Genomic DNA, 12,858 nt, shown 5'->3' with positions numbered 1-12,858 from the left:
GGCTGCCCGTTAGCTCACTGGGGTGCTGGCAACAAGCTCTTGGATCACGGCGCTGGCATCCAAGCCGTCCGCAACCGCTCGCCGGGTCAGGATCAACCGGTGGTTCAGCACCATCTGGGCCACGCTGCGAACGTCTTCTGGCAAGACGTGGTCGCGTCCATGAATCGCGGCATGGGCTTTGGCCGCGCGAACCCACTGAATCAGTGCGCGAGGCGAGGCCCCCAGCGCCACCTGCGGGTGCTCGCGTGTGGCTCGGCCCAGATCCACCACGTAGGCGCCTAGCCGTTCGGTGACCGTCACCGCTTTAACCTGCTCAATCATGTATCCCAGATCAGCCAGCTGCACCACGGCTTGCAGTGCTTCCAATGGGTCGAACTGGTGCCGGCCGGTGAGCATGGTGATTTCGGCATCGCGTTGTGGGTAACCCAGCGAAAGCCGTGCCATGAATCGGTCACGCTGTGCCTCGGGCAGGGCGAATGTGCCCTCGGATTCCACCGGGTTCTGCGTGGCCACAACCATGAAAGGCTGCTCCAGCCGATGGGTGATCGAATCGACGGTGACTTGCTTTTCTTCCATGCATTCCAGCAATGCCGACTGGGTCTTGGCATTCGCACGATTGATTTCATCGGCGATGACGATATTGGCGAAGACCGGTCCGGGATGGAAAGTGAATTCGTGAGTCTGCGGGGAGTAAACCGAGACACCGGTGACGTCACTGGGCAAAAGGTCCGGGGTGAACTGGATGCGGTGCACCGAACCATTGACGCTGCGCGCCAATGACTTGGCCAGCATGGTCTTACCGACCCCGGGAACGTCTTCCACCAGCAGGTGGCCCTGTGCCAGCAGAACCGTCAATGCGCTAGTCACCGCCTCCGGCTTGCCGGTGATGACGCTCTGGACAGCATCGAAAATGCGCTGGCAATTGGACTGGAATGCCGAATCAAGCGACGGCACTGTTCGGTTTGCACTCATGCGCGGTTCCTCCTGAAGAACGAATCGTTGGCAAGATCGATCGCCGCAGCATTCATTCAATTGGGTCTTGCATCACATCATATGGGGATCTTTTGTCCAGCAACAGAGCCTAACTACCGGGAGCTGAGCACCTGATTGTCGTTGCTACCCCTAGTGGTGCCACAATTAACCACAGATTCGATCCCAGTATTCACGCGCAAAGGATAACCGTGTCCAAGAAGAAGCACACTGATCCCACCCTGGTTCCCGAGGCCTACCGCCCGACGGAGCAAGCCGCTGCAGCAGAGCAGGGGGAGCGGTCGCGTGCTTCTGGCAATGAAAAGGGCGGAAGCCAGCGCAATTTGCAGTACCCGGAAGCGCCAGAAGCGCTTCCAATGCCAGTGGTCGATAACCATACGCATCTGGATTTCCTTGACGGAACTGTGAAGGTCACGGCTGCCGATGCCCTGGCGGCGGCGGCAGCTGTTGGCGTGAAAGGGCTGATCCAGGTCGGCTGCGACGTGGAGTCATCGGAATACGCGGTCCAGGTAGCTAACGAGTACTCGAATATCCTGGCCGCGGTAGCCATTCACCCCAACGATGCCGCGCGTCTGGCTGAACGCGGGGAGCTGGAAGGAGCGATCGCGCGGATCGAAGAACTTGCCGCGGATCCGCGGGTGCGTGCAATTGGCGAAACCGGGTTGGACTACTTCCGTACCGGTGAAGACGGACGGGGCGCCCAGGAGCATTCCTTCCGGGAGCATCTGCGCATTGCGGTGGAGCAGGGCAAGGCCCTGCAGATCCATGACCGGGATGCCCATGAGGACGTGGTTCGTGTGCTCAAGGACGCGCCATTGCCGGGGAAAGTGGTCTTCCACTGCTTCTCTGGGGACGCGGCATTAGCCCGGATCTGCAACGACAACGGCTGGTACATGTCGTTCTCTGGAACTGTGACATTCAAGAATTCGCATGATCTTCGCGAGGCCTTGGCGCTGGCGGATCCAGAACTGCTTCTGGTAGAAACCGACGCACCGTTCTTGACGCCGCACCCCTTCCGGGGCCGCCCGAACGCCAGCTACATGATTCCGTACACGACTAGGTTCTTGGCGGAAACCAAGGGGATCGATCTGGCCGAATTCTGCACCCGGATCGATGCGAATACGCGAGAAGTGTACGGAGAATTCTAGACCCGGAGGTTGTGTGTCTCGTTACAGGACACTTGCCACAAATATAACAATTCGGTTACGGTGGATGAGATGTCCGGTACCGCCCCCGCCTATTTTCGGCACGGTGTGTTCAGGACAGCCTGATCCTCACGCCTTGCTGCAAGTGGAAACACGGCGCAACTTTGACTGAAGGACAGGCAGCGAACACTGCCGGGCCCAACCGGAGATCCTGACAGGATTCCCGCAGTTGGGTCTACAAACGATGGGGACCTCATTACCGTGACTCACTTGCTCAAGAAGACCTGGGTGAAATACCTGGCTCAGGCGCTCGCCGTAGCTGTGGTTATTGCCGGTGCTGTTTTCTATATTTCTGGCCAGAAATCGGTCGTCATGTCGGTGGACGGCCAGCGCCAGGAAATCACCACCCGTGCTGCCACCGTTGGCGCACTGCTGGAACAGCAGGACGTTGCCTTGGCTGAGCGCGACGAGATCTCCGCAGCACTGGATTCCGAGCTTGCCGACCAGCAGCTTGTTGATATCAAGCGCAACAAGTCGATCGAAGTAACCGTGGATGGCACCGAGCGCGTTGTGCACACTACCGGCATGACCGTTGCCGACGTGGTTGAACAGCTCGACCTGGATAAGGATTCCGAGGTTTCCCTCGATGAGGACATGCAGCTCGCAGCCTTGAGCGATGAATTGGAAGTCATCACTCCCAAGGAAATGACCCTGGTCGTCAAGGACAAGAAGAAGAAAATCGCAACGACTGCTTTGACCGTCAAGCAATTGCTTGCCGACGAGAAGATCAAGGTCGACGGCAACGACGAAATCAACGTCAAGATCAAGGACGAAACCGACAAGGACGTCAAGGACAGCGTCAAGCTGGCCGCGGGCACCACTGTCGAGGTGATCGACGTAACGGTCAAGACGTGGGACGAAACGCGCGACATCGACTTCGAGACCAAGAAGGTCAAGGACAGCTCGTTGGATAAGGGCGACACCGAGGTCAAGACCGAAGGCAAGAAGGGCGAGCGTGAGCTGACCCTGCGCCAGGAAACCCGCAACGGCAAGAAGGGCGAGGAAGAAGTCCTCAAGTCCAAGGTCACCAAGAAGCCCGTTGCCGAGGAAATCCGTGTTGGCACCAAGGAAGAGAAGAAGGAAACTTCAACTTCCAAGAACACTCCAACCCCGAGCAGCATCTCCTCGACTTGGGCTGCCCTGGCCAAGTGCGAATCCGGCGGCAACTGGTCGATCAACACCGGCAACGGCTACTACGGCGGACTGCAGTTCTCTGCATCGTCGTGGCGCAATGTGGGTGGCACCAAGTACGCACCGCTGCCGCACCAGGCAACTCCGCAGGAGCAGATCGCTGCAGCTGAAGTGCTGCGTCGATCAGGCGGCTGGGGCCACTGGCCATCGTGCTCGTCCAAGCTGGGCCTGCGCTAAAAGCAAAAGCCGAATAACAACGCGACGCGTCCACCATCACGGTGGATGCGTCGCGTTGTTATGTTTGGATCAATTTAGCTGAACTAGAATTGGATTTGTGATGTCTAAGGAATCTTTGCCGCTGCTTGGGGCCACCGAAATCCGTCGTCTGGCCGAAGAGCTGGGAATCCGCCCTACCAAGACGCTGGGGCAGAACTTTGTGATCGATGGGAACACCATCCGCCGCATTGTCGCCGCCGCCAAAGTCGACCCATCCGAAACAGTGCTGGAAGTAGGCCCGGGCCTAGGTTCCCTGACCCTGGGCATCATGGATGCCGCCGCCAAGGTCGTGGCCGTGGAGATCGATCCACCCCTGGCAAAGCGACTGCCGCAGACCATGGCAGAGTTCCGCCCTGGCCGAGAAGACGATCTGACCGTGATCCTTTCCGACGCCATGAAGGTCACCGAACTTCCCGGCGAGCCAACCTCGCTGGTCGCCAACCTTCCCTATAACGTTGCCGTCCCGGTGGTGCTGCACCTGCTGGAGCACTTCCCTTCCATCCGCAATGGCTTGGTTATGGTGCAGGACGAAGTTGCCGACCGGATGGCCGCCACCCCGGGCAATAAGATCTATGGCGTCCCATCGGTGAAGGGCGCCTGGTACGGAACCATGCGCAAGGCTGGCGTGATCGGCATGAACGTCTTCTGGCCAGCGCCGAAAATCCACTCCGGCCTGGTGGGGTTCACCCGCGACAAGGACCGCAGCGACGCCCCGGATCGCAAGGAAGTCTTCGCCATCATCGATGCAGCCTTCGCCCAGCGCCGCAAGACGCTGCGTGCTGCCCTCTCCGGCTGGGCAGGCTCCGGTGCTCGTGCCGAACAGATCCTGGTAGCAGCGGGCATTGATCCGAAGGAACGCGGCGAGAAGCTGGATATTGACCAGTACATCGACATTGCCCGTGCCGCACAGGATATTCCCGCTGAAGCTCCAGCTAGCGAGGCATAAGCATGTCTAAGCAGCGTGTCATCGCGACCGCACCGGGCAAAATCAACTGCTACTTCAAGGTCGGTCCTCCTCGCGAAGACGGATACCACGAAGTGGCGAGCCTCTACGTCGCGGTCTCCCTGGCCGAGCAGATTGAAGCGACGCTGCGCACCGACGGGGAATTGCAGCTGAGCCTGGAACCGAATTCCCCTGTGGTCTCCGAACCGGAAAGCTTTCCGTTGGGCGCAGGCAATCTGGTGCACCAGGCAGCCCAGCTGCTTCGTGAGCACACGGGCTGCAGCCTCGGAGCGAACCTGCACATCACCAAGCGCGTCCCGATCGCCGGCGGAATGGGTGGAGGCTCTGCAGACGCGGCGGCCACCCTGGTAGCCTGCAACGAATTGTGGGGAACCGGGCTGGACCGGGAAGAACTCGGCCGCTTGGGCGCACGCCTCGGTGCTGACGTGCCTTTCGCCTTGATGGGCGGGGCCGCCATCGGCCTGGGCATCGGCGACAAGCTTGCCCCGTTGCTGACTCGTGCCAAGACCCATTGGGTGCTGATCCCGGCCAGCTTTGGCCTATCGACCCCGCGAGTCTATGGCATGCTCGATCGGTTGCGTTCCGGCACGGAGATCGAAGTCCCGCAGGAAATCGATCCAGCGGTCATCGAAGCGCTGATGGCTTCGGACGCGCCAGCCTTGGCCCAGATACTGGCCAATGACCTGACCCAGGCTTCCTTGGCCCTTGCCCCGGAACTAGGCACCATGCGCGATATGGCAGAAGGCGCCGGTGCCCTGCGAGCCATGGTTTCCGGTTCGGGGCCGACCTTGGCTCTGCTGGTCGAAGATGCCGAGCATGCTGAAGAGGTCATGGCCCAATTGGGCGATGAGGTGGGCGTCGCTACCATCCCGGTGACCGCTCCAGCGCCCGGAGCGCACATCACCGTTTCCGAATAATTTTTCCGGAAGTCCCTGTCTGGCCTTGGGCCGGGCAGGGATTTCCTGCATCATTTTCCGCCACCCCTCTTGTTGCGCCCTGGGCCCGGCCCTAGGCTGAGTCCCAAGGCAATTATTGAGAGCCATTCATTTTGGATCTGGGGCGGAATACAACATGCTCAATGGACGCGTCTCGCACTGGTGGGAAGACATCGGCCTGCCAGAGCCACGCCAGCAATTACGCGGTCAGGGCACCGCAGATGTCGCCATCATCGGTGCCGGGTTCACCGGACTGTGGACCGCCTATTACCTGGCCAAGGCCAACACGGATCTTCGCATCACGATCCTCGAAGCCCGGCACGTGGGCTACGGCGCCTCGGGGCGCAATGGGGGATGGCTGACCAACACCATCACCGCTGGCCGCGAACGCTACCTGAAATCCCATGGCAGGCAAGCAGTCAATGACTTCCAGCTGGCCATGAACCGGACCGTCGCCGAGGTCATCGAGGTGTGCGCTGCCGAGGGGATCGATGCAGATATCCTGCAGGGCGGCGAACTCGAAGTTGCCTACACCCCTGCCCAGGAAAAGCGCTTGCGCGCCGATGCCATGGCCGACGCGCAATGGGAACACACGCACACCGAATTGCTGGAAGCCGAGGCAGCGCAAGGCAAGATCAACGTCGCCAATGCCCGGGCCGGGCTGTGGCATCCGCACGCGGCCAGGATCCATCCTGCAAAACTGGTACGCGGACTCGCCGAAGCCGTGGAGCGGCTCGGCGTACGGATCTATGAAAACACCCGCGCCACCACACTGCGCGCACGCCGCATCGAATTCGACGGTGGGTCATTGGACGCCGAGTACATCATCCGTGCCACCGAAGGGTTTACTGCCGGGCTAGCAGGACACAAGCGCTTGTGGCTCCCGATGAATTCGTCCTTGATTGCCACCGAACCGCTAGCTCCATCCATCTGGGACGAACTGGCATGGAACAACGGCGAGGTTCTGGGGGACTACGCCCACGTCTACATGTATGCCCAGCGCACCGCGGATAACCGCATTGCCATCGGAGGCCGGGGAATGCCGTATAAATATGGTTCGCGCACGGATGCCGATGGCCAGACGCCGCAAAGCACCGTGGAGGGACTGCAGGAAATCCTGCACCGCATGTTCCCGCAGACCCGGAATTCGAGAATCGATCATGCCTGGTCCGGGGTACTGGGAGTGCCGCGGGACTGGGCCGCTACCGTTGGGCTGGACCCGGCGACCGGACTGGGCTGGGCCGGCGGCTATGTCGGCACCGGGGTCGGCGCAGCGAACCTGGCCGGACGAACCTTGCGCGACTTGATCCTCGGGGAAAGCACTGAATTGGCCAATCTGCCGTGGGTCAATCACCAGGTGCGCAAATGGGAGCCGGAACCACTGCGCTGGCTGGCAACCAAGGGGCTCTATGCAGCCTATGGTGCCGCAGATCGAAGCGAACTGAAGGGACGGGGGAGCTCCTCGCCGCTGGCCGTGCTGGCCGATAGAATCACCGGAAAGCCTTGAGCGCTGGCACTGCGGGACATAGGCTGTGGCCATGGGACTTGATAAACGTGGAATCTATGTTTGCGCACTAGCACTAGTGCTCATTATTTCTGGCGTCTTGATGATCACGCTGATGCAGGCCGGAATCCTTGGCTGGGCACTGCAAGGTGCCGGAATCATCGTCATGGCCATCTCGGTGGGTGCGGCGCGTACGCCCAGGGCCCGTGCCTGAGGTGCGCGAGGAGCCCATGGGCGCCTGCAGCTTGTCGGCACGCGGCCAGAACTACCTCCTGCGCGAAGCACGGGCAACGGATCTTGAACAGATCATTGCCTTGATGGCAGATGATGAGATCCGTCGTGCAGAGCATGCGGACGCTGGGGACGCCGGGGAACAGTATTTGGAGGCTTTCAACGAGATTCACGCAGACCCAGCGCATACGCTGATCGTGGTGGAGGGCAATGACGGAGCCATTGCCGGCACGATGCAGCTGACCATGTTGCCGGGTCTTGCGCGCAGGGGAGCTAAGCGGATGCAGATCGAGGCAGTGCGCGTGGCAAGCGCGTTGCGCGGCGGGGGCCTGGGAACGGAAATGATCCGCTGGGCCATTTCCGAAGCCGAAAGCAAGAGAATTCCGCTGGTCCAGCTGACAAGCGACGCGCAACGCCAGGACGCGCACCGCTTTTACGAGGGGCTAGGATTTACCGCGTCGCATGTGGGCTTCAAAATGCACCTGGCTATAAGCCCTTGATCTTGTAGATTCGTTGCAATCCGGAGGTAGCCTGGCCCCATTCGCTCTTCGCGGCCCGCTGCTGGTGGGCCTCGAAAGCGGCGCTGTCTTCGAATTCCTCGTGCACCAGCCAGACCCAGGGATCGCCGGTTTGCGTGACAGAGAAAGAAATGCAGCCGTTTTCCGCCTTGGTGAGGCGTATATGCTCCGGCAGCAATTTCTCCACCAATTCAGCCTCAGCCGCGTCCGCGCACAGCAACCGGCCCTCCATGATCACAATTCCCATGTTCGCCAGTCTGCCACGATCTTTGGCGGATGGGGCAAAAACTCGTGGATCAGCGAAGGGCTCGGAAACCGAAAGTTTCCGAGCCCTTCGCCTGCGTCAAGGCAGAAGCGCTATCCGAGCAGCTCGGACAGTTCCAGCCAGCGCTCTTCCAACTCGTCGATCTGCGATTGGTACTCGTTGATCTCAGCGGTGAATTTGCCCAGCCCTTCATAGTCGCTCTGGTCATGATCGGCCATCTTGGCGTGGACCTTGGCGATCTTTTCCTCTAGCTGGCCGACCTTGCGTTCATTGGCATTCAGTTCCTTCTGCGCGGCACGCAGCTCTGCGCCCGAAGGGCCAGCAGGCTTGGCGGCAGTTTCGGAAGAAGCCTGCGAAGGATTGGACCCGCCAGTGGAACCTTCGGCAGCTCGCAGCAACAGGTACTCGTCCACGCCGCCGGGCACGTGGCGGAAGTTGCCGTTCAGGATCGCGTACTGCTGGTCGGTGACGCGTTCGAGCAGGTAGCGGTCGTGGGAGACCACGATCAAGGTGCCGGGCCAGGAATCCAGCAGGTCTTCCAGGGCCGCCAGCATGTCGGTATCGACATCATTGGTGGGCTCATCGAGGATCATCACGTTGGGCTCATCCATCAGGATCATCAGCAGCTGCAAGCGGCGGCGCTGGCCGCCGGAGAGTTCAGCAACCTTGGTCGACAGGTGTGCCGAGGAGAAGCCCAGGCGCTCCAGCAGCTGGGCCGGGGTCAGGTCCTTGCCATCCACATTGAACGTGGTGCGGTAGCGGGCGAGGATTTCGCGGACCTTGTCCTGGCCGATCTGCTCCAGTTCGCGGAACTGCTGGTCCAGCACGGCCAGCTTCACGGTCTGGCCGCGCTTGATCTTGCCGCCAGTTGGCTCCACGGTCCCGGCGATCAGGCCCAGCAAGGTGGATTTGCCGGCACCGTTGGCACCGAGCAGGCCGGTGCGTTCGCCCGGGCCGATGCGCCAGGTGAAGGGCTTGAGTACTTGCTTGGCGCCGAAGGAGACCTCCGTGTCCAGCAGGTCGATGACGTCCTTGCCCAGCCGGCTGGTGGCCATCTTCTGCAACTCCAGCGGGTTGCGTGCCGGCGGGACATCGGCGATCAGCTGGTTGGCTGCCTCAATGCGGAACTTCGGCTTGGAGGTACGGGCCGGGGCGCCGCGGCGCAGCCAGGCCAGTTCCTTCTTCATCATGTTCTGGCGCTTGTTTTCGGTGACCGCGGCGATGCGGTCGCGTTCCACGCGCTGCAGCACGTAGGCGGCGTAACCGCCCTCGAAGGGCTCGACCAGGCGGTCGTGCACTTCCCAGGTGGTGGTGCAGACCGCGTCGAGGAACCAGCGGTCGTGGGTGACGACCATCAGGCCGCCGGCGTTCTTGGACCAGCGGTTATTGATGTGCTCGGCGAGCCAGGAGATGCCTTCGACATCCAGGTGGTTGGTCGGTTCGTCCAGGATGACGACGTCCCAGTCCTGCACCAGCAGCGCGGCCAGAGCCACGCGGCGGCGCTGGCCGCCGGAGAGGGTGCTGACCTTCGCTTCCCAGTCCAGGTCGGCGACCAGCCCGGAGATGATGTCGCGGATGCGCGCTTCGCCGGCCCACTCGTGGTCGTCCATCTCGCCCACCACGCAGAAGTGCACGGTCGCTTCGGGATCCAGGGTGTCCGACTGGTCCAGCACGCCCACGCGCAGGCCGTTGCGCTTGGTAACACGCCCGGAGTTGGGCTCGATCCTGTCAGAGAGCATGCCGAGCAGCGAGGACTTGCCTTCGCCGTTGCGACCCACCAGGCCGATGCGGTCGCCATCGGAAATGCCGATGGTTACCGAGTCGAAAACGACATGGGTGGGATATTCCAGATGTAGGGCTTCGCCCCCGAGTAAATGAGCCACAATTTCCATTTTACGTTCCGGGAGCAAATCGAGGCCCTGGCAGGACCATCTGAGCGTGTGCCGTGCCAGGGGGCTTGGGCAGTTTAAAGCAGAGAATAAAAGTGAGTTTAGCTACGGTGTTTTGCGATTTCGCACATCGGGCTGATCATGGCAGAATAATTAGCGTGCTTGTCGGGCATGACCTGCGCAAGCCATTTTCCGCCCTGGTGTAATGGCAACACGCCAGCCTTTGGAGCTGTGCATTCTAGGTTCGAATCCTAGGGGCGGAACCAATGATGAAGCGTCACGCAAGTGGCGCTTTTATTTTTTAACCAGTTTCAGCGCACCCCGGAGCTCGCGATAGACTTGCTTTGAGGTTTTACTTCTCTGCCCAAAACCTTGAATCCAATTTGCAGGAGAATGCACTTGAGTGATCAGGTCAACGCACCAGTAGCTGTCATCGTCCTAGCCGCCGGCGCTGGCACTCGCATGAAATCGGCGAAGCCGAAGATCATGCATGAAATCGCAGGTCGGTCGATGATTGGCCACGCACTCTACGCGGCTTCCGCGTTGGAGCCGCAGAACCTGGTAGCGGTGGTCCGCCACCAGCGTGATCTGGTCGCAGAGCACATTCTGGGACAGTTCCCTTCCATCACCATTGCCGACCAGGATGAAATCCCGGGTACCGGCCGCGCCGTGCAGTTGGGCTTGGAAGCCGTGGACCCATCGCTTGAAGGCACCGTTGTGGTGACCTATGGCGATGTGCCGTTGCTCACCAGCGAGGTGCTCCAGGAACTGGTTACTACGCACGAGTCGAACCGCAACTCCGTGACCGTGCTGACCACCGAATTGGATGACCCTAACGGCTACGGCCGCATCCTGCGCGATGAACAGGGCGAGGTGGCAGGAATCCGCGAGCAGAAGGACGCTTCGGCAGAAGAACTGCTGATCAAGGAAATCAACTCCGGCATCTACGCTTTCGATGCCCAGATCCTGCGTTCGGCGCTGACCGAGGTCACCACCGAAAATGCGCAGGGCGAAATGTACCTGACCGATGTGCTCGCCATCGCCCGCGCACGCGGTGGCCGCGTCGCCTCCTCGCAGATCGCTGACCGCTGGCAGATCGAGGGCGCCAACGACCGCGTCCAGGTTTCCAATCTGGCCCGCATCTACAACGAGCGCAAGACCGAATTCTGGATGCGCCAGGGCGTGACCATCGTTGATCCGGCGACCACGTGGATCGACGCTGACGTCATGATCGGCCAGGACGCCACCCTCAAGCCAGGCACCCAGCTGCACGGCGAGACCATCATCGGCGCCAATGCCACTGTTGGCCCGGACAGCACCCTGACCAACGTGGTTGTTGGCCAGCGCGCTACCGTGAAGCGCACCGACGCCACCGACTCGCGCATCGCTGATGGCGCCTCGGTTGGCCCGTTCGCCTACCTGCGTCCCGGCACCGACCTCGGTGCGGATGGCAAGATCGGCGCCTTCTACGAAACCAAGAACGTCACGATTGGCCGTGGCTCCAAGCTCTCGCACCTCGGCTACGCCGGAGATGCTGAAATCGGTGAATTCACCAATATCGGCTGCGGCAACATCACCGCAAACTACGATGGCGAAAAGAAGCACCGCACCAAGATCGGTTCGCATGTGCGCACCAGCTCCAACACCGTATTCGTTGCCCCGGTTGAAATCGGGGACGGCGCCTACACCGGAGCCGGAGCCATCGTCCGCAAGAACGTCCCGGCCGGTGCCTTGGCACTGTCTGTGGCACCGCAGCGCAACTCCGAGGGGTGGACGCTGGAAAAGCGCCCAGGCACCTCCTCGGCTGACGCAGCGTTCAAGTCCTCGCTGAACTCTTCGGCTTCCGAGTAATTCAGCTACAGACTTCATTTCCTCGACAACAACCTCATACGTGATAGCGAAGCGAGCGAGAAAGCAAACCCCATGAGTGAAATCAGCCATAACGTCGACAAGAAGCTGGTGCTGGCCACCGGTCGTGCGCACCCTGAGCTGGCTGCAGAAGTAGCCAAGGAACTCGACACCGAACTGCTGCCGTTGAACGCCTACGACTTCGCCAATGGCGAGATCTACGTGCGTTCGGATGAGTCGGTTCGCGGCAAGGACGTTTTCCTGCTGCAGTCCTACCCAGCACCAACGAACAACTGGCTGATGGAACAGCTGATCATGATTGACTCGATGAAGCGTGCTTCGGCCCGCCGCATCACTGTCGTGGCGCCGTTCTACCCTTACGCGCGCCAGGACAAGAAGGGCCGCGGCCGCGAGCCGATCTCGGCCCGCCTGGTTGCCGACCTGTTCAAGACCGCCGGTGCTGACCGCGTGATTTCCTGCGATCTGCACACCGCACAGATCCAGGGCTTCTTCGACGGTCCGGTGGACCACCTGTTCGGCTTCCCGTTGCTGGCTGACTACATCAAGTCCAAGGTCGATGTAAATGAAGTCACCGTGGTTTCCCCTGACACCGGCCGCGTGCGCGTTGCCGAGCAGTGGGCAGATCGACTGGGCGGCACCCCGCTGGCCTTCGTCCACAAGTCCCGCGATCTGACGGTGCCTAACCAGGCCGAGTCCAAGACCGTGGTTGGCCAGGTGGAGGGCCGCATCGCGATCCTGATCGACGACATGATCGACACCGGCGGAACCATCGCAGGCGCTGTGCGCGTGCTGAAGGAAGCCGGCGCCAAGGACGTCATCATCGCGGCTACCCACGCGGTCTTCTCGGATCCGGCTGCCCAGCGTTTGGCTGATTGCGGTGCCCGCGAGGTTGTTGTCACCAACACCCTGCCAATCCCTGAAGAGAAGCGTTTCGAGAACCTCACCGTGCTCTCGATCGCCCCGACGATCGCCCGCGCGATCTCGGAAGTATTCCACGACGGTTCGGTCACGAACCTGTTTGACGGCCGCGCCTAGCAGCCCTCGTTTCGCAAAGCCTCTGGCCGGCACCTTAGGGTGCCGG

Annotated in this window: 12 protein-coding genes and 1 tRNA gene; 10 read left to right on the top strand and 3 right to left on the bottom strand. The window is 61.1% G+C overall.

The window, feature by feature from the left end; genetic code table 11:
* Window positions 1-9: 9 nt before the first annotated feature.
* The gene (locus tag ACIOU9_RS07940; protein WP_105657479.1) at window positions 10-972 is read right to left on the bottom strand and encodes a MoxR family ATPase; all 963 of its coding nucleotides are present in this window, start codon (window positions 970-972) and stop codon (window positions 10-12) included.
* A gap of 209 nt (window positions 973-1,181) precedes the next feature.
* Here ACIOU9_RS07940 and ACIOU9_RS07935 point away from each other — a divergent pair, with 209 nt between their 5' ends.
* The 7 genes from ACIOU9_RS07935 to ACIOU9_RS07905 all read left to right on the top strand — a co-directional run bounded on the left by ACIOU9_RS07935 (window position 1,182) and on the right by ACIOU9_RS07905 (window position 7,736).
* The gene (locus tag ACIOU9_RS07935) at window positions 1,182-2,138 is read left to right on the top strand and encodes a TatD family hydrolase (protein WP_286134587.1); all 957 of its coding nucleotides are present in this window, start codon (window positions 1,182-1,184) and stop codon (window positions 2,136-2,138) included.
* Between the two features lie 258 nt (window positions 2,139-2,396).
* Window positions 2,397-3,563: a resuscitation-promoting factor gene (locus ACIOU9_RS07930; RefSeq protein ID WP_105657481.1), complete on the top strand. Its 1,167-nt coding sequence runs from the start codon at window positions 2,397-2,399 to the stop codon at window positions 3,561-3,563.
* A gap of 100 nt (window positions 3,564-3,663) precedes the next feature.
* Window positions 3,664-4,548 carry a 16S rRNA (adenine(1518)-N(6)/adenine(1519)-N(6))-dimethyltransferase RsmA gene (rsmA, locus tag ACIOU9_RS07925; RefSeq protein WP_105657482.1) on the top strand — a complete coding sequence of 295 codons (885 nt, stop codon included), beginning with the start codon at window positions 3,664-3,666 and terminating at the stop codon, window positions 4,546-4,548.
* A gap of 2 nt (window positions 4,549-4,550) precedes the next feature.
* Window positions 4,551-5,483, top strand: coding sequence for a 4-(cytidine 5'-diphospho)-2-C-methyl-D-erythritol kinase (locus ACIOU9_RS07920; protein WP_105661727.1), 933 nt, complete (start codon window positions 4,551-4,553; stop codon window positions 5,481-5,483).
* Window positions 5,484-5,637: 154 nt separating this feature from the next.
* The gene (locus ACIOU9_RS07915; protein ID WP_105661728.1) at window positions 5,638-7,008 is read left to right on the top strand and encodes an FAD-binding oxidoreductase; all 1,371 of its coding nucleotides are present in this window, start codon (window positions 5,638-5,640) and stop codon (window positions 7,006-7,008) included.
* 31 nt (window positions 7,009-7,039) lie between these two features.
* Window positions 7,040-7,219, top strand: coding sequence for a hypothetical protein (locus tag ACIOU9_RS07910; protein ID WP_133833061.1), 180 nt, complete (start codon window positions 7,040-7,042; stop codon window positions 7,217-7,219).
* 16 nt (window positions 7,220-7,235) lie between these two features.
* Entirely contained in the window at window positions 7,236-7,736 is a 501-nt protein-coding gene (locus tag ACIOU9_RS07905; protein ID WP_105661729.1) for a GNAT family N-acetyltransferase, read from the top strand.
* Here the strand turns inward: ACIOU9_RS07905 and ACIOU9_RS07900 are convergent.
* Together ACIOU9_RS07900 and ACIOU9_RS07895 are read right to left on the bottom strand one after the other, a co-directional pair.
* On the bottom strand, window positions 7,723-8,001 hold the full coding sequence (locus tag ACIOU9_RS07900) for a putative quinol monooxygenase (protein ID WP_105661730.1): 279 nt from the start codon (window positions 7,999-8,001) through the stop codon (window positions 7,723-7,725). The genes ACIOU9_RS07905 and ACIOU9_RS07900 overlap by 14 nt on opposite strands.
* Before the next feature lie 110 nt (window positions 8,002-8,111).
* Window positions 8,112-9,902, bottom strand: a complete 1,791-nt coding sequence (locus ACIOU9_RS07895; protein WP_105661906.1) for an ABC-F family ATP-binding cassette domain-containing protein — start codon at window positions 9,900-9,902, stop codon at window positions 8,112-8,114.
* A 197-nt stretch (window positions 9,903-10,099) separates the two neighbouring features.
* On the opposite strand from ACIOU9_RS07895, the gene ACIOU9_RS07890 reads away from it, so the two are divergent.
* From ACIOU9_RS07890 to ACIOU9_RS07880, 3 genes are all read left to right on the top strand, one after another.
* Window positions 10,100-10,174: transfer RNA gene (locus ACIOU9_RS07890), tRNA-Gln, on the top strand.
* Window positions 10,175-10,307: 133 nt separating this feature from the next.
* Window positions 10,308-11,759, top strand: a complete 1,452-nt coding sequence (gene glmU / locus ACIOU9_RS07885) for a bifunctional N-acetylglucosamine-1-phosphate uridyltransferase/glucosamine-1-phosphate acetyltransferase (protein ID WP_400342585.1) — start codon at window positions 10,308-10,310, stop codon at window positions 11,757-11,759.
* Window positions 11,760-11,831: 72 nt separating this feature from the next.
* Complete coding sequence (locus ACIOU9_RS07880) at window positions 11,832-12,812, top strand: ribose-phosphate diphosphokinase (RefSeq protein ID WP_105657098.1); 981 nt, start codon at window positions 11,832-11,834, stop codon at window positions 12,810-12,812.
* The last annotated feature ends 46 nt before the right edge of the window (window positions 12,813-12,858 follow it).

Origin of the sequence: Glutamicibacter sp. NPDC087583, from assembly GCF_044743685.1 — a bacterium.
Lineage (GTDB): Bacteria > Actinomycetota > Actinomycetes > Actinomycetales > Micrococcaceae > Glutamicibacter.
This window is presented reverse-complemented; position numbering and strand designations above follow the sequence as displayed.